The sequence below is a fragment of the Alteromonas sp. ABH2_165 genome (assembly GCF_056159945.1).
The window spans coordinates 152,618-168,855 of record NZ_JBSWWF010000008.1; the positions used below are offsets into that span (position 1 = coordinate 152,618).

Here is a 16,238-nt window from a genome sequence, read left to right on the forward strand (position 1 = left end):
GGCAACATGTCTGTAGAAACGTTTGTTCCATCCACCACGGTTATCTCATTAACCAACAGTGCAGTGAAGCATTTTGAAAAGAAAGTGTCTTCAAAGCCTGGCAGTGTTATTCGTCTGTCTACTAAAGTCAGCGGTTGTACAGGCTATGCCTATGTACTCGACTTAGTTGATGCGCCTGAAAGTGATGATGAACTGGTTGCAGCCAGCGACGCATTGACTGTGGCGGTTGCTCAGGATGCGATAAAATTTGTACGCAACACTGAAATTGATTACGTGCAGGAAGGTATCAACGGCGTAATCAAGTACAATAATCCCAATGTCGTGGACGAATGCGGCTGCGGCGAAAGCTTCAATATCGGTTAATTTATTTTGGCAAAAGCGCAAAAAATGGTGGTCACGGAACGTGACTGCAAAGCCCGTCTTGTCCCCGCCGGTCAAATCGCAACGATCCCCGGCGGCGAATTCGTTACCATCACACAGGAGTTGGGTGGCAACTACACCATCACCTGGCGTGGCAATATGTATCGTATCGACGGTACCGATGCCGATGCCATCGGCCGTGAACCTATGGTGCTTAATTTCACAACACCGGAAGACGGCAACATCAGCGAGCAGCAGGTTTGGGACGCGCTGGAAACCATCTACGATCCTGAGATCCCAATCAACCTTGTTTCGTTAGGCCTTATTTATAATGTTGCTATCGATCAAGCAGCAAAGACCGTCGCGGTAGATATGACGCTCACCGCGCCCGGTTGCGGTATGGGGCCTGTTCTTGTGGGCGATGTGGAGTACCGCATAGGTATGGTGCCCAACGTGAGTGAGGTAAAGGTAGAGCTGGTGTTCGATCCACCTTGGTCACGGGATAAAATGAGCGAGGAAGCTCAGCTCGAAGCCGGTTTATTTTTCTAAGACAGAAGGGTCTCCAATGACAATGTCTCTCCCCAGCACCCAGGATATCGTTGACGATTTGGCGTTTTTTGATGACTGGGAACAACGTTATCAGTACATTATCGATTTAGGTAAATCTATTCATGGTCTGCCTGAAGATGCTAAAACGCCGGACAAACTGGTGAAAGGCTGTCAGAGCAGTGTATGGCTGGAATCACGTGTTGAAAACGGACTGGTTAAGTTCTCGGTAGACAGTGACGCGGTGATCGTTCAGGGCCTGCTGGCACTGGTAATGGCGGCATATAACAATAAAACACCGAAACAAATTCTCGATTTCGACATCGACGAGTATTTTACTGAACTGGATTTAGAGCGGCATATTACGCCGACACGGGGAAACGGCCTGCGTGCCATAGTCGCCAAAATCCAGGAATTGGCTAAGCGTTCTATCAACTAAGCCAACTAATTCAGGGGCTTGTCACACTTCGTTCACGAACCCATGGCTACAATAATCAGTCATGTTATCGTGTAGGGAAGGGATTGACGATTCCCTCTGGTCAACAGCCCGGGAATTGCCTATAATTCGCGGCCAAAATTTTAATGATTCATTGGAGACAGAAGAATGGCTCTCGAGCGTACATTTTCTATTATCAAGCCTGATGCGGTAGCTAAAAACGTTATCGGTGCAATTTACAACCGTTTTGAAACTGCTGGTCTGCGCATCGTTGCATCTAAAATGCTGCACCTGAGCAAAGAACAAGCTGAAGGTTTCTACGCAGAACACAAAGAGCGTCCTTTCTTCGGCGCCCTGGTAGACTTCATGACTTCTGGTCCAGTAATGGTTCAGGTTCTGGAAGGCGAAAATGCGGTAGTTAAAAACCGTGAAATCATGGGCGCAACCAACCCAGCTGATGCAGCTGCTGGTACTCTGCGTTCAGATTACGCAGCGTCTATCGACGAAAATGCAGTACACGGTTCTGATGCACCAGAATCTGCTGCTCGCGAAATCGCGTACTTCTTCTCTGACGAAGAAATCTGCCCACGCACTCGTTAATTTTTAACGACGCGGAAGCGAAGAAATATAAGAAAGGCCTGTCAGTGTGAGCTGACAGGCCTTTCGTTTATTTACAGTGTGGTTCAGGGGAGATTTCTCTACGGATAATCTTGCCCAATTAAATGTTCAATGCATCAAAGCTTCACCATTAACTTACCGGTATTCTTACCTTCAAAGAGTAAATTCAATCCATCCATGGCGCTGGTGAGTCCTTCAAGCATATGGGAGCGATACTTTATTTGACCTTTCTGCACGTAGGGCGCTAACTGCTGTACTAATTCGCCGGCCTTGTGCAGGTGGTCCGGCATGGCAAAACCCTGAATACTCGCTCGTTTCTTTATAAGCGGGATCCAGTTTGGCCCCGGAGCCGGCTCATCGGCCTGATAATCGGCAATCATACCGCATACTACAATGCGAGCATGTTCATTCAGGCGGTTGAAAATATGATGTTGAATGGGGCCGCCGGTGTTTTCGAAAAACATATCAATGCGGTCGGGAGTAAGCGACTTCAATGTACTTTTCAAATCATCAGTCTTGTAATTAATCGCGCCATCAAAGCCGAGTTCATTCACTATCCAATCTGCTTTTTCATCGCTACCCACTACACCAATAACGCGAAGGCCTTCTGCTTTGGCTATTTGCCCAACAATGCTGCCCACCGAGCCCGCAGCACCGGTAACAATCAGGGTTTCTCCGGCTTTAGGTTTGCCAATATTCAATAGGCCCTGGGTTGCAGTGAGTCCCGGCAAGCCAAACACACACAGGGCGGTTTGTTCGTCAATGCCTGGCTGTAATTTGTTAAGTCCTTTACCATCGCTGACAAGGTATTCTCGCCAACCCATCATACCCATCACCAAGTCGCCCTCAGCGAAGTCTGGGTGCTTCGATTCAATCACTTTACCCACGCCACTAGCACGCATTACCTCGCCAAGCTCCACCGGAGGTATGTAGCTTTCACGGTCTTCAGCCATCCAGCCCAACATGGCCGGATCTAAAGACATATAAGTTTGTTTTACCAGGATCTGGTTATCGCCGGCAGACGGGGTGTCCCGTTCTACCACCTCAAACAAATGTTCACCAATTTGCTTGTCTTCACCGGGGCGTTTGACGAGTAAAATCTCTTTATGATTTGTCATGCATGTCTCCACATATTTTGGGGTACTGTGGAGAGTGAATGTAGGCGATAGAGGACATATTCAAGTTCCTCATCGATGAATCGGTGGCGCTAACGCGATTAAGTTTGTCGTAACAAAAAGACGAGGCATCATGCCTCGTCTTGTAGGGTTATGCATTTAGCCTAACTTTTGGGCTAAATGCTTAGTCTTTAACGGCCTTAGTCTTTCAGACCGCGACGCTTCAGTAGCGCGTCGACGGTAGGTTCCTGGCCGCGGAAATCCACGTAGTTCTGCATCAGATCTTCGCTATTGCCTTTTGACAGCACTTCCTTACGGAACAAGTCGCCGTTCTCACGGGTCAGGCCGCCATTTTCTGCCATGTGTGCAAATGCATCGGCTGCCAATACTTCTGTCCACAGGTAGGCATAGTACCCGGCCGAGTAGCCGCCCGCGAATGTATGACTGAAGTAAGCTGATTTATAACGTGGTGGTACCGGCGCATAGTCAATACCGTGTTTTTCCAGTGCGGCTTTCTCAAAAGCGGCAACGTCGGTAATTTCTTCGTCTGCGCCGATCATATGCCATTCCATGTCTAGCAGGGCAGCTGCCAGATATTCAACGGTGTTGAAGCCCTGATTAAAGCTCACAGCTTTCATCATCTTATCCAGCAGTGCCTGAGGAATAGGTTCACCGGTTTTATAGTGCTTGGCATAGTTCGCCAATACGGCCGGATCGATAGCCCAGTCTTCGTTAAACTGCGACGGAAACTCTACGAAGTCACGGGCCGTTGATGTTCCAGCCAGACTAGCGTACTTCACTTGTGAAAACAGGCCATGGTCAGCGTGTCCGAATTCGTGGAACAGGGTAGAGGTTTCGTCGAAGGAAAGCAGGGTTGGCTCACCATCAGCCGGTTTCACGATGTTGAGTTCGTTAATGACCACTGGCTTGGTACCGTTCAAGAACGATTGAGTGACAAATTCGCTCATCCACGCGCCGCCGTTTTTACCTTCACGGGCATAAGGGTCGAAGTAGAACAGGCCGATGTTAGAGCCGTCTTCATTGAACACTTCAAATAGGCGGGCATCTTCCACGTACATGGGCAGATCAAAACGTTCTTTGAATGTAATGCCGTAGAGTTTTTCCATGGCAAAGAACAAACCGTTTTCTAACACTGAGTTCAGTTCAAAGTAAGGCTTAACCTGACTGTCGTCGAGATCGTATTTCGCTTTACGCACTTTCTCGGCGTAGTATGCCCAGTCCCAAGGTTGAACATCACCCTTCACGCCATCAGCATGCATGACTTCTTCAATGTCAGCAGCTTCTGTTTTGGCTTTCTCGACGGCTTGTGGCGCCAGATCATCAAGGATCTTAAACACGTTTTCCGGGGTCTTCGCCATCTGATTTTCAATGGTGTAAGACGCCCAATTCTCGTAGCCTAACAACGCGGCTTTCTCAGCGCGCAGATGCGTCAACTTGAGGATGATTGGGCCGTTTACATCAATGGCGCGATTGGCTGATTTTTCCCAGATTTGTTTACGCAGTTCGCGGTTTTCTAAGCTAGTTAAAACAGGCTGACGGGTTGTATTGACGAGGGTAATCAAATATCCCTCTTTGCCCGCACCTTCTGCAGCAGATTTTAGTGCGGCTTTGTCGCCGTCTGATAAGCCGGCGAGCTTAGATTCGTCAGTCACTAAAATGGTGTCGTTTTTAAACGAAGCCAGGATGTTCTGAGAAAACTCAGTTTGTAGCTTAGTAATTTCGCCGTTGATTTCACGGACTTTCGCTTTTTGATCGTCAGTCAGGTTGGCACCCGCGCGAACAAATTGCTCGTAGGTTTTTTCAGTTAAGCGTTTATCGATAGCGCTCAGTGATTCGCGGTTTTCATAAACGGTTTTCACTTTTGCAAACAGGGCAGGGTTTAAAAAGATACTGTCGCTGTGTGCGGTAAGCTTAGGTCCCATTTCTGCTTCGATGCGCTGAATTTCACTGTCGGAAATAATACCCGACAAGTTAAAGAATACCGTTGCAACGCGGTTAAGCAATTCGCCACTGGTCTCCATGGCCAGAATCGTATTCTCAAAAGTGGGGGCTTCTTCGCTGGCAGCAATAGCATCTATTTCTGCAGCATGCTCTTTCATGCCTTGTTCAAAGGCAGGCTCGTAGTTCTCGGTCGTGATTTTGTCGAAATCAGGGGTTTGATAATCCAGCGTGCTGGGTTTCAACAGAACGTTCTCAGTTTTCACAGATTCAGTACTCGCTGTAGGGGATGAAGCCTGTTTGGTTTCTTCTTTCGCAGGGCTACAGGCCGTTAAGGCGAGTGCTGCAGCAACGGCTGTCGCCATCAGTGACTTTCGCATTAGGTTCTCCAAATATGCCCCGGATTCTGTTCCGGGTTGTTGTTGTGATGCGGGAGTGTTCCCGTTATCTGGTTTATTCCAGCATTACTCTAGCAATGGGCCCGCTTACCTACAATGACTGCAGTCTCGGGTAACCGTAGGTTTATCGCGATTAGCCCGTTTTCATCGCTTTCTTCGCCACAGTCGCTATGGTAGAATGCGCGGCTAAAATTTGTGCAAGTCAGTCCTGTTGGCGAGGCGTTCGTTCTCTTCTCACGCAGCCGACATCGCCGGGTGGTAACCCGGTGCATTTCATGGAAGACAAATCGACCGGAACGGAAAACTCATCACGCTTTTAAAAGTGGTAGATGCTGTGTCTTGCACTCACTGAATTTGAATACGACAGAACCTTGGGGTCATCGACAATTTATGGCAAAGACAAACCTTTTAAATCTTAACCGTGCAGGCTTACGGGAATTTTTCGCCGAAATGGGGGAGAAGCCTTTCCGCGCTGATCAGGTGATGAAGTGGATTTATCAGCAGGGTGTCAGCGATTTTAATGAGATGAGTAACCTCAACAAAAACCTGCGTGCCAAACTCCTTGAACATGCCGAAGTGGTCGCGCCTGAAATTGCGTATTACCAGGAAGCGTCAGACGGCACAATTAAGTTTGCGCTTACCCTTGATGGGGGACAGGAAGTCGAGTCGGTTTGGATCCCGGAAACTGAGCGCGCCACGCTTTGTGTTTCTTCTCAGGTAGGTTGTGCCCTTGAATGTACCTTCTGCTCAACGGCTCAGCAAGGGTTTAACCGCAACCTGTCGGTAAGTGAAATTATCGGTCAGGTATGGCGTGTGGCGACTTTTCTGGGCTTATCAAAAGACTCATCCAAGCGTCCTATCACCAACGTGGTAATGATGGGCATGGGCGAACCACTGTTAAACCTGAAGAACGTGGTACCAGCAATGGACCTGATGCTCGACGACTTCGGCTTTGGGTTGTCTAAGCGCCGTGTGACATTAAGTACCTCAGGCGTTGTACCTGCTTTGGATATGCTGGGCGACCAGATTGACGTGGCGTTGGCTATCTCGCTTCACGCGCCAACTGACGAGTTGCGCAATGAAATTGTACCTATCAACAAAAAGTACAACATTGAAACATTCCTGGCTGGTGTGCGTCGTTACCTGAGCAAGTCGAAGGCAAATCAGGGCAAGGTTACCGTTGAATACGTGATGTTGTCGAACATCAATGACAGTACCAACCAAGCTCACGAGTTAGCCAAGGTTCTGAAAGATACGCCGTGTAAAATTAACCTTATTCCGTTTAATCCGTATCCCGGATCACCGTACCTCTGTTCGAGCAATTCTCGCATCGACCGCTTTGCAAAAGTGCTAATGAGTTACAACATTACTGTGGTGGTGCGTAAGACCCGAGGTGATGATATTGATGCCGCTTGTGGTCAATTAGTAGGCGATGTGAAAGACAGAACGAAACGAATGTTGAAGAAACAGATGAAAGGTGAAGCGATTTCGGTAAAAATGGCGCAATAGCGAATTGACTTCAGAGGTAGGAGCTTCATGCGATTAAGCGTACTCGCTCTCGTTATTGCATTAACAGGATGTGTTAGTCAGAATCAGCCGGGCGCAATGAACGGCGATGATTTCGATATGGAACAGGCGGCGAAAACACGCATTTCGCTGGGTCTGACGTATTTGAAGAATGGGAACTATCAGCAGGCAAAAGTAAACCTCGACAAAGCGTTGGAGTTTGCCCCTCGCTATGCTGATGCCCATTATTCTCTTGCCTATTATTATCAAACTGTAGAAGAGTGGGAACGTGCCGAAGATTCCTACGACGACGCAATGACCCTTGCACCGCGCAATGCAGAAATTGCCAACAGTTACGGTGCGTTTCTTTGTCAGCGTAAGCAATACGACAAAGCAGAAACCTTCTTTCAAAAAGCCCTCGATAATCTTCAATACGCGGGCTCTGCAGAAACCTATGAAAATATGGCTATCTGTGCCTTGCAAGAAGGCAGAACCGATGCTGCCATCAATTATCTCAATAGTGCCCTGAATCATCAGCCTGGACGCACACAAAGCCTTTTCATGCTCACAGACTTGTACGTGAAAACAGCGCAGTGGGTGAAAGCGGAAGCCACCATGCGTCGTTACGAGCGTGTGTCCCGCGTGAGTCCTGAGTCTATACAATTAGCCATAGCTATAGCTGAAGGACTTGGCGATAAAGACACTGCTGAAGGTTACGGCGAGATGCTGGTAACCATGTATCCCCAGAGCGAAGCTGCATTGGCTTATCGTAGTGAAGTCATTAAGCGGGCCAATGAGGAAGCGCAGGTAGTGCGCCGAGTGAAACCCAAACCGACGCCAACTGCAAAGACCGCCAAGGCCCTGGTACCAGCGAATCAGCCAGCAGTAGCGCCTGCACAAGCAAAGGTGTCGGCAGAACAGCCCGCGGTTGCTTCTTCGCAGCAGAGTCCGCAGAATAGCGGTTCAGAAAACGGTGTGCGCTACCACGTCGTGCAACGAGGTGAAAACCTCTATCGTATATCGTTGAAATATAATCTTAAAATGGCTCGGATCCAGGAATGGAATGATCTCGCTGATCCGGGAGACATCGAAGTAGGCATGCGTTTACGTTTGTCTCCACGCCAGTAACACTGACAGGGTTTCTAATGAGTTCAAAAGAAAGTCAGGTTGACGAAAAGAATACTGAAAGCCGGCCCACGCCGGGAGAAATGCTGCGCAATGCCCGTGAAAAAGCGGGGCTTTCTCAGCAGCAAATGGCTGACAAGATATTTCTGAAACTGAAAAATATTCAGGATATTGAAAACGATCATCTCGACGACACGATGTCAGCAACCTTCGCAAAAGGCTACGTTCGCATGTACGCCAAGCAATTGGGGCTGGATGAAAACGTCGTGCTGGCAGAGTTTAATCGTATTCATACCACCACTAAACCGCCAGCGAAGCTACAAAGTTTCTCAAAACGGGTGGCAAAACAGGCCCATGATGATCGGTGGATGATGGTGACCTGGGTCATTCTCTTTTTACTGTTAGCTGCGTTTGTGGCCTGGTGGTATCAGCAATCGGATATCGGCTCTGTACTCGATAATGACACTATAGAAGAGACGCAGAATACGGTGGTTCTGCCGTCGCAGCAGCGTAATACGCCTGAAGTTGCTTCAAAAGTGCCCACTGAACCTGAATCGTCTTCTACTGAGTCCGCGATTGCTACCGAATCGGCATCTTCAGACACGGTGAATCAACCTGCCGCAGCACAAGCAAATAATGCAGAAATGGACGCCCCTGAACAAGACGCCGCCGACAGCAACGATACAAACGAAACCGCTGTCAGTGACGCTGTGACCCAGAGCCAGGAAGTCGCCGTTGAAACACTGAACGCAACATACGGCGACGTGGTCGACCTGGTGTTTACCTTCGACGAAGATTGCTGGATTAATATTGAAGACGCCACAGGCGAAGCCATTGCCTATGGGGTAAAAGCTGCAGGCCGGGTGATGCCGGTGAGTGGCCAGGCACCGTTTAAAGTGACCTTGGGTGCACCTGAAGGTGTAAGTATTACCTTTGATGGAGAAGCCGTAGATATTTCCGCATTCCAGAATGGCAGGATTGCGCGCTTCTCGTTACCAATGCAGGATTAATCATGTTTACTGAAAGTCCCATCAAACGCAGAAAGTCCATTCGGATAAATGTGGGGAATGTGCCCATTGGCGATGGTGCGCCAATTGCCGTGCAGTCAATGACCAATACACAAACCACGGATGTGGCAGCAACCGTGGCGCAAATTAATCGTATTGTAGCGGTAGGTGGCGAAATTGTTCGCGTGTCTGTACCGACCATGGATGCCGCAGAAGCCTTTAAAGAAATCCGTAAGCAAGTGACGGTTCCCCTGGTTGCTGATATCCACTTTGATTATCGAATCGCCCTGAAAGTGGCGGAGTACGGTGTAGATTGTCTGCGTATTAACCCGGGTAATATTGGTAATCTGGAGCGGGTGAAGTCGGTTGTCGATTGTGCCCGAGACAAGAATATTCCCATTCGTATTGGTGTAAACGGTGGTTCACTGGAGCGTGATCTGCAGGAAAAATACGGTGAGCCAACACCAGAAGCGTTGGTGGAGTCCGCCATGCGCCACGTGGACATTCTCGATAAGCTGAATTTTGACCAGTTTAAAGTAAGTGTTAAAGCGTCTGATGTGTTCCTTGCCGTGGGAGCTTATCGCTTACTGGCGAAGCAAATTGAACAGCCATTACACCTGGGCATTACGGAAGCCGGTGGTCAGCGTGCGGGTGCAGTAAAAAGTGCGGTTGGGCTTGGTATGCTGCTGGCTGAGGGGATTGGTGATACATTACGGGTGTCGTTGGCGGCTGATCCCGTGGAAGAAATCAAAGTGGGTTTCGATATCCTCAAATCCCTGCGTATTCGGTCTCGTGGTATCAACTTTATTGCCTGTCCGAGCTGCTCCCGTCAGGAATTTGATGTGATCAGCACGGTGAATGCGTTAGAACAGCGTGTTGAAGATATTCTCACGCCAATGGATGTGTCTATTATCGGCTGCGTTGTGAACGGTCCGGGTGAGGCTGAAGTGTCTGACCTTGGCTTAACCGGCGCCCGTAACATGAGCGGTTTTTACGAAGACGGACAGCGTCAGCGCGAACGTCTGGCAAACGATGATTTGGTTGACCAACTCGAGCGTCGTATTCGCGCCAAAGCGGCGCGATTGGATGAGGCCAACCGTATCGATGTGTCAGTAAAAGAATCGTAAAAGAAGTATCGTCGGCACTGGTTCCGGCGAAGATTGTTGTTTCAGGTTAAAGCCCCTATAATGCGGGGCTTTTAACTATCAGTTTGATGAGAATTTCAGGTGGCTAAAACTATTCAGGCAATCCGTGGAATGAATGACTGCCTGCCAGAAGTGTCTGGTACATGGCAGCGAGTGGAATCCACCCTGCGCCAGGTTGTGGCGAACTACGGTTATCAGGAAATTCGTACCCCCATTGTGGAAAGTACGGATTTATTTAAGCGCTCTATCGGTGAAGTCACTGATATCGTTGAGAAAGAGATGTATACCTTCGAGGACAGAAACGGCGATAGCCTGACTCTGCGTCCAGAAGGCACCGCCAGCACCGTGCGTGCCGGTAATGAGCATGGCCTGCTGTACAACCAGCAGCAACGTTTATGGTACATGGGCCCCATGTTCCGCCATGAACGCCCGCAAAAAGGTCGCTATCGTCAATTTCACCAGTTCGGTGTTGAAACTTATGGTATCGACGGGCCAGACATCGACGTGGAAGTCATTTTACTCAGCGCGCGTATCTGGAAAGCATTTGGTATCAGCGATCAGGTTACGTTGCAAATTAACTCCCTGGGTTCAAATGAAGCACGCCAGAATTACCGCGATGCGCTGGTAGAATACCTGAAAGCCCGCGCTGACAAGCTCGACGAAGACTCCTTGCGTCGTATGGAAACCAATCCACTGCGTGTACTCGACAGCAAAAATCCTGATGTTCAAGCCGCCATTGCCGATGCGCCTTCGCTGCTGGATTACCTTGACGAAGAATCAAAAACACATTTTTCAAATTTATGTGAACGATTAACGCAAGCAGGTATCCAATACCAGGTTAATTCACGACTGGTACGTGGTTTAGACTACTACAACCGCACGGTTTTCGAGTGGGTCACAGAGAGTCTGGGCGCGCAGGGCACCGTATGTGCCGGTGGTCGTTATGATGGTCTGGTTGAACAATTGGGCGGCAAAGCGACGCCAGCGGTAGGCTTCGCCATGGGGATGGAGCGATTAGTATTGCTACTGACCACACTGCAAGCCACCGACGAAGATAATCGTGCCGCTGATGTGTATGTCACGTCTATGGGCGTTGAAGCTTATGCATTAACGGTAGCTGAACAGTTACGAGATAGCTGTCCTGAATTGCGCATAATGATGCATTGCGGCGGCGGTAACTTTAAGAAGCAGCTAAAACGTGCGGATAAAACCGGCGCAACCGTTGCCGTTCTGCTTGGCAGTGACGAAGCGGACAAACAATTGGCTACGGTAAAACCACTGCGTGGTGACGGCGAGCAAGAAACCGTTGCACTGTCAGCACTGGCCGAGAAGCTAGCCGGATTAGTGAATTAATCGCTGCATCAGACTGGCAGCAAAGAAGAATATTCAGAGGTTTAAACATGGAACAATTCGCCACAGAAGAACAACAAGTAGAAGCGATTAAAAAGTTTTGGAAAGATAACGGTGCAGCCATCGTTATCGGTGCTGTTATTGGTCTCGGCGGCCTGTGGGGCTGGCGTTATTACTCTGACACCCAGCGCGAATCGAAAGAGTTGGCATCTGCAGAATATCAGGCAGCTGTTGAAGCGATTCAAGCTGATGGTAATGACGATAAGCTGGTGAGCTTCATCGATAAAACGGACAGCACCGGCTATGCTGCCATTGCAGGTTTGGTAGCCGCTCAGCAGTCAGTGAGTGCTAACGAGCTTACCGCAGCGGCTGACACACTGACAAAAGTGAAGAATACCACCAGTGACAAACATCTCGCCGCTGTGGCGTCTTTACGTCTGGCTCGCATTCAACTCGAGCAGGACAATGCAGATGCCGCGCTGAGTACATTGAAAGATATTACGGACCCAGCGTTTGAAGGTGCAGTCAAAGAAGTCAAAGGTGACATTCTGGTTGCTCAGGAAAAATTTGATGATGCGCGTATGGCTTACTCAGAAGCGCTGGAAGCCAACAGTGGTAACATGCTGCTTGAAATGAAACTGGATAATCTGCCAGTTGCTGCCGCAAAATAAAAAACAGAGGTATCGGATTTGTTAACTAACACGTGTGGCCGTACTGGCCGAATTACACGGGCTACAGGCCTTGCGCTGTTGTTGTCAGTGTCGCTGTCGGGTTGTACGACTATTTCAGACTGGTTTGCCGACGAAGAAGAGTTGGAAATCCGTCGATTAGCGCCTCTTGATGCTGAATTTAAGCCTACGGTCAATTGGGAAACCGAAGTCGGGGATGGCGTTGATGGCTACTTTTCTCACTTACGACCGGTTTATGCCAACGATAAACTCTACATTGCAGACCGTCATGGTGTTGTTGCAGCGTTAGACCCTCAAAGCGGCGACAAAATCTGGGAAAAAGATTTTGCCGTGTTTAAAGACGAAGGATGGAAATCTTCCATCACTAATCTGTGGTCTTCAGGCGCTTCGGCAAAAATTGCAGGCTTGTCTGTGAGTGGTGAAAGCGTTTTTGTCGGTACCGAAGACGGCATCCTGATGTCACTGAATGCCGAAAGCGGAAAGTTGAACTGGTCGAAAAGTGTAGAAGGTGAGATCCTTGCTGCACCGGCATCGGGTGAAGGGCTTGTGGTGGTTAACACCGGTGCGGGTACCTTGTTTGCCTTTGATGCTGAGACCGGTGAATCGGCGTGGCAAAATGAATCCGATGTACCGCCGCTGACGTTGCGTGGTATTTCAACACCCGCAATCAGTAATGGCGGTGTTATTGTTGGAACACCTACCGGTAAAATACAGGTCAACATTATTGACTCAGGTATCGTAGCGTGGGAAACGCCGATCACAGCGCCAAGTGGTGCAACTGAACTTGAGCGAATTGTTGATGTTGATGCTGCTCCGTTACTTTACGGCGGTATTATTTACGCTATCTCGTATAACGGTACGCTTGCAGCAATTGAATTACGCTCTGGCCGGGTGATCTGGAAACGTGAATACGGCTCCTATCGCAATGTTTCGTTGGAAGAGAATGCCTTGTACGTGGTTGACAACAACTCTCACGTTTACGCATTAGACCGCCGAAACGGGGTTGAGATGTGGTCGCAAAGCGGTTTAAAACAGCGTGTGTTAACTGCCGCTGAGCCGATTGGCAACTACATCGTTGTAGGCGATAAGTGGGGTTATGTACACTGGATTAACAAGGAATCTGGTAAGATTGCTGCCCGCTATGACTTAGGCGGCGACGATGACGACGAGTCTGTATTTGCCGCGCCATTGCGTGTAGGTAATGCGATTATCGCCGTGACCCGCGAAGGTGATGTAGCGTCGTTAACAACGCCAGAATAACACCTGTTGTTTGTCGTTCGCCTTTAGCTGACGACAGCCTGTCTTTTAGGGTATAATCGCCCGATTCATTTCGCTGGCCGCATGATATGCGGCCAGTTTCGTTATTAAATTCGTTTATTTTAGGACTTCAAGCATGTTGCCTGTTGTTGCACTCGTGGGCCGCCCTAACGTGGGTAAATCCACTCTGTTTAACCGTTTAACCAATACGCGCGACGCCTTGGTTGCCGACTTTCCGGGATTGACCCGGGATCGCAAATACGGGCAGGCAACGTATGAACAAAAGCAATTCATCGTGGTGGATACCGGCGGTATTACCGGCGATGAAGAAGGTATTGATGCTGAAATGGCGCAGCAATCTTTGCGCGCCATCGACGAAGCTGACGTTGTGCTGTTTCTGGTGGATGCCAGAGCAGGGCTACTGCCTGCGGATATCGGTATTGCTGAACATTTACGTAAAGTAAATAAGAAGCTGTTTCTGGTGGCGAACAAAGTTGATGGTATCGACGGTGACAGTGAAAGTGCAGACTTTTACACACTGGGGCTCGGTAACGTTCACCAGATTGCTGCCGCGCATGGTCGTGGTGTTACCCAATTGCTGGAAGAGGCCTTGTTACCACTGGCTGAAGACTTTCCTGATATGCAGGTAAAGCCGAAGGTTGAGCAGGAAGAGCTAGACGCAGAAGAACAGCTTGAGCGCTTAAAGAATCTGCCCATCAAGCTGGCGATTGTAGGTAAACCTAATGTGGGTAAATCTACGTTAACTAACCGCATTCTCGGTGAAGAGCGGGTCGTGGTGTATGACTTGCCGGGCACCACCCGTGATAGCGTATTCATTCCGCTGGAACGTGATGACCGCGAATATATCCTTATCGATACTGCGGGTGTGCGCCGACGCAAACGTGTGGCAGACGCGGTTGAAAAATTCTCCATCGTGAAAACCCTGCAAGCCATTGAAGAAGCCAACGTGGTGTTGATGGTGATTGATGCTCGTGAAGGTTTGGCCGATCAGGATTTAAGTTTGTTGGGCTATGTGCTGAACTCAGGCCGTTCTCTGGTGGTAGCGGTAAACAAATGGGATGGTCTTACAACTGACATTAAAGACGAGATCAAGCGCGAGCTAGATCGCCGTCTCGGGTTCATTGATTTTGCCCGTCTGCATTTTATTTCAGCCCTGCACGGTTCTGGGGTGGGGAATTTGTTTGAATCCGTGGTTGAGGCATACGACAGTGCAACACAGCGCGTAGGCACGGCCATGCTGACGCAAATCATGGAAATGGCGCAGGCTGAACACCAGCCACCAATGGTTCGTGGACGCCGGGTGAAAATGAAATATGCCCATGCTGGTGGCTACAACCCACCTGTTATCGTTATTCACGGGAACCAATTGAACGATCTGCCTGGTTCGTATAAACGCTATTTGATGAACTACTACCGCAAATCGTTAAAAATAATGGGTACACCAATCAAAATTGAATTCCGTGAAGGGGCCAACCCGTTTGAAGGGAAGAAGAACCAACTTACGCTGGCACAGCAGCGTAAGCGTAAACGTTTAATGGCGTTTCACAAGAAGAAGTAAGTTACTCTGAGGCCATCCGTCGGATGGCCTTCATCAATTCAGATTCTCCTGGTACCTCGATTGAGGGTAATGCCACGGCAATTAATTCATCGGCAACCCGTGGCGGAAAGGTCGTTGCCAGCGTAACGAGTTTATCCTTCATTTCAAAAACGTACGTGGTTGCGAAAATGGGCTCAGATTGCTCACTTTCAGCATGTACAGCCATTCGATACCCTTTAAATTGAGTGTCGCCCGTATCAACGGTAAAGGCTTCAGGCAGCGAGTCAGTCACCAGTTGTAAGCCCTGAACTGTAGCAATTTGCCTGGCTTCTTGTAGATTGAGTTCCAGTGCGGTCGTTAGGCGTGTTTCAACTGGCACGGAAAGATCCACCATTACAGGGCTCACGGTGATATCAATCAGCGCATCTTCATATTCTGGGTGACTGTAACGGGTAATCACACCTTTAAAAGGATCGGGATAATATTGACTGTCTTCCAGTACAAATGCACCAATTTGTTCGGGCAAAGTAAGCGCACTGCGATAATCACTGGCGCCTAATGCGGCAAACAGGTATTCGGCTGAGAATACACGTTTTTTAATGGCAGCAAGCCACCAGGTTTCGAGTACCTCTTGCGTTAATGTTGCATCTGACTCATCTGACAAAGCCAGAGTGCGAAACTGCTGACTGTCTATCTCCACACCGCGCCACTGCACTGTAATCTCGCTAAAGTAGTAAGGAACCACATCTGCAGGCCAAAGGCCGCCAGATGCACTGTGCAGCGTTAACGCGTTCTTTTTCGGGGCCGGCCCCTCTGCAGATAACGAGGCTATGAGTAACTCGTAATCAGCGTTATCTGAATCGGTCAGTACTTCATCGAACCAGTTTTTTTCAGTGAGGATCTGCGCAAATTGACTGCCGCTGAGGGCATCTTCTTTGCAATTTTTCTGTGTATCCAGCGCTTCGCATTCAGCGGTTAATTTCGATGAAGCATAAGTGGAAAACAGGGATATGGGGGCAGCCACATGGTATTGCGGAAGAAAGGTGGCTGGTTTTTCCGGAGTAACCGGTACCTGCTGACATCCTGCCAGTACACCAAGAACGAGCAGACCAGATAACCTTTTCAATGAACGACCTGTGAGAATGATAAGAAAAGTGGGGCATTAGTTT

General features: G+C 49.0%; 15 protein-coding genes. 12 read left to right on the top strand and 3 right to left on the bottom strand.

Going from position 1 to position 16,238, the window contains the following annotated elements; translation table 11 throughout:
* Positions 1–6: 6 nt before the first annotated feature.
* The 4 genes from ACXAFQ_RS16085 to ndk all read left to right on the top strand — a co-directional run bounded on the left by ACXAFQ_RS16085 (position 7) and on the right by ndk (position 1,942).
* Complete coding sequence (locus ACXAFQ_RS16085; protein WP_474824440.1) at positions 7–363, top strand: iron-sulfur cluster assembly accessory protein; 357 nt, start codon at positions 7–9, stop codon at positions 361–363.
* A 24-nt stretch (positions 364–387) separates the two neighbouring features.
* Positions 388–909, top strand: a complete 522-nt coding sequence (sufT, locus tag ACXAFQ_RS16090) for a putative Fe-S cluster assembly protein SufT (protein ID WP_474824441.1) — start codon at positions 388–390, stop codon at positions 907–909.
* A 22-nt stretch (positions 910–931) separates the two neighbouring features.
* The gene (locus ACXAFQ_RS16095; RefSeq protein ID WP_474824571.1) at positions 932–1,345 is read left to right on the top strand and encodes a SufE family protein; all 414 of its coding nucleotides are present in this window, start codon (positions 932–934) and stop codon (positions 1,343–1,345) included.
* A gap of 165 nt (positions 1,346–1,510) precedes the next feature.
* On the top strand, positions 1,511–1,942 hold the full coding sequence (ndk, locus tag ACXAFQ_RS16100; protein WP_070125710.1) for a nucleoside-diphosphate kinase: 432 nt from the start codon (positions 1,511–1,513) through the stop codon (positions 1,940–1,942).
* A 134-nt stretch (positions 1,943–2,076) separates the two neighbouring features.
* On the opposite strand, the gene ACXAFQ_RS16105 is transcribed toward ndk, so the two are convergent.
* Positions 2,077–3,078 carry an NADP-dependent oxidoreductase gene (locus tag ACXAFQ_RS16105; protein ID WP_474824442.1) on the bottom strand — a complete coding sequence of 334 codons (1,002 nt, stop codon included), beginning with the start codon at positions 3,076–3,078 and terminating at the stop codon, positions 2,077–2,079.
* Positions 3,079–3,275: 197 nt separating this feature from the next.
* Positions 3,276–5,414 (bottom strand): M3 family metallopeptidase, encoded by a 2,139-nt coding sequence (locus ACXAFQ_RS16110; RefSeq protein ID WP_474824443.1) that lies wholly within the window; start codon positions 5,412–5,414, stop codon positions 3,276–3,278.
* 408 nt (positions 5,415–5,822) lie between these two features.
* Here ACXAFQ_RS16110 and rlmN point away from each other — a divergent pair, with 408 nt between their 5' ends.
* The 8 genes from rlmN (at position 5,823) to der (ending at position 15,090) form a co-directional block, all read left to right on the top strand.
* Positions 5,823–6,941, top strand: coding sequence for a dual-specificity RNA methyltransferase RlmN (rlmN, locus tag ACXAFQ_RS16115; protein ID WP_474824444.1), 1,119 nt, complete (start codon positions 5,823–5,825; stop codon positions 6,939–6,941).
* A gap of 27 nt (positions 6,942–6,968) precedes the next feature.
* Positions 6,969–8,066 carry a type IV pilus biogenesis/stability protein PilW gene (gene pilW / locus ACXAFQ_RS16120; protein WP_474824445.1) on the top strand — a complete coding sequence of 366 codons (1,098 nt, stop codon included), beginning with the start codon at positions 6,969–6,971 and terminating at the stop codon, positions 8,064–8,066.
* Between the two features lie 17 nt (positions 8,067–8,083).
* The gene (rodZ, locus tag ACXAFQ_RS16125) at positions 8,084–9,073 is read left to right on the top strand and encodes a cytoskeleton protein RodZ (RefSeq protein WP_474824446.1); all 990 of its coding nucleotides are present in this window, start codon (positions 8,084–8,086) and stop codon (positions 9,071–9,073) included.
* A 2-nt stretch (positions 9,074–9,075) separates the two neighbouring features.
* Positions 9,076–10,197, top strand: a complete 1,122-nt coding sequence (ispG, locus tag ACXAFQ_RS16130) for a flavodoxin-dependent (E)-4-hydroxy-3-methylbut-2-enyl-diphosphate synthase (RefSeq protein WP_474824447.1) — start codon at positions 9,076–9,078, stop codon at positions 10,195–10,197.
* A gap of 99 nt (positions 10,198–10,296) precedes the next feature.
* Positions 10,297–11,568 (top strand): histidine--tRNA ligase, encoded by a 1,272-nt coding sequence (gene hisS, locus ACXAFQ_RS16135; protein ID WP_474824448.1) that lies wholly within the window; start codon positions 10,297–10,299, stop codon positions 11,566–11,568.
* A gap of 47 nt (positions 11,569–11,615) precedes the next feature.
* Positions 11,616–12,236 (top strand): YfgM family protein, encoded by a 621-nt coding sequence (locus ACXAFQ_RS16140; RefSeq protein ID WP_474824449.1) that lies wholly within the window; start codon positions 11,616–11,618, stop codon positions 12,234–12,236.
* An 18-nt stretch (positions 12,237–12,254) separates the two neighbouring features.
* Positions 12,255–13,514 (top strand): outer membrane protein assembly factor BamB, encoded by a 1,260-nt coding sequence (bamB, locus tag ACXAFQ_RS16145; RefSeq protein WP_474824450.1) that lies wholly within the window; start codon positions 12,255–12,257, stop codon positions 13,512–13,514.
* A 133-nt stretch (positions 13,515–13,647) separates the two neighbouring features.
* A complete protein-coding gene (gene der, locus ACXAFQ_RS16150) occupies positions 13,648–15,090 on the top strand; it encodes a ribosome biogenesis GTPase Der (protein ID WP_070125719.1) in 1,443 nt (480 codons plus the stop codon).
* 1 nt (position 15,091) lies between these two features.
* On the opposite strand, the gene ACXAFQ_RS16155 is transcribed toward der, so the two are convergent.
* Positions 15,092–16,195, bottom strand: a complete 1,104-nt coding sequence (locus tag ACXAFQ_RS16155; RefSeq protein ID WP_474824451.1) for a hypothetical protein — start codon at positions 16,193–16,195, stop codon at positions 15,092–15,094.
* Positions 16,196–16,238 lie beyond the last annotated feature (43 nt).

Bases quoted from the DNA above. Each gene is read 5' to 3' on its own strand.
- ACXAFQ_RS16085 (WP_474824440.1), top strand. From the start codon at position 7: ATGTCTGTAGAAACGTTTGTTCCATCCACCACGGTTATCTCATTAACC.
- sufT (WP_474824441.1), top strand. From the start codon at position 388: ATGGTGGTCACGGAACGTGACTGCAAAGCCCGTCTTGTCCCCGCCGGT.
- ACXAFQ_RS16095 (WP_474824571.1), top strand. From the start codon at position 932: ATGTCTCTCCCCAGCACCCAGGATATCGTTGACGATTTGGCGTTTTTT.
- ndk (WP_070125710.1), top strand. From the start codon at position 1,511: ATGGCTCTCGAGCGTACATTTTCTATTATCAAGCCTGATGCGGTAGCT.
- ACXAFQ_RS16105 (WP_474824442.1), bottom strand. From the start codon at position 3,078: ATGACAAATCATAAAGAGATTTTACTCGTCAAACGCCCCGGTGAAGAC.
- ACXAFQ_RS16110 (WP_474824443.1), bottom strand. From the start codon at position 5,414: ATGCGAAAGTCACTGATGGCGACAGCCGTTGCTGCAGCACTCGCCTTA.
- rlmN (WP_474824444.1), top strand. From the start codon at position 5,823: ATGGCAAAGACAAACCTTTTAAATCTTAACCGTGCAGGCTTACGGGAA.
- pilW (WP_474824445.1), top strand. From the start codon at position 6,969: ATGCGATTAAGCGTACTCGCTCTCGTTATTGCATTAACAGGATGTGTT.
- rodZ (WP_474824446.1), top strand. From the start codon at position 8,084: ATGAGTTCAAAAGAAAGTCAGGTTGACGAAAAGAATACTGAAAGCCGG.
- ispG (WP_474824447.1), top strand. From the start codon at position 9,076: ATGTTTACTGAAAGTCCCATCAAACGCAGAAAGTCCATTCGGATAAAT.
- ACXAFQ_RS16140 (WP_474824449.1), top strand. From the start codon at position 11,616: ATGGAACAATTCGCCACAGAAGAACAACAAGTAGAAGCGATTAAAAAG.
- der (WP_070125719.1), top strand. From the start codon at position 13,648: ATGTTGCCTGTTGTTGCACTCGTGGGCCGCCCTAACGTGGGTAAATCC.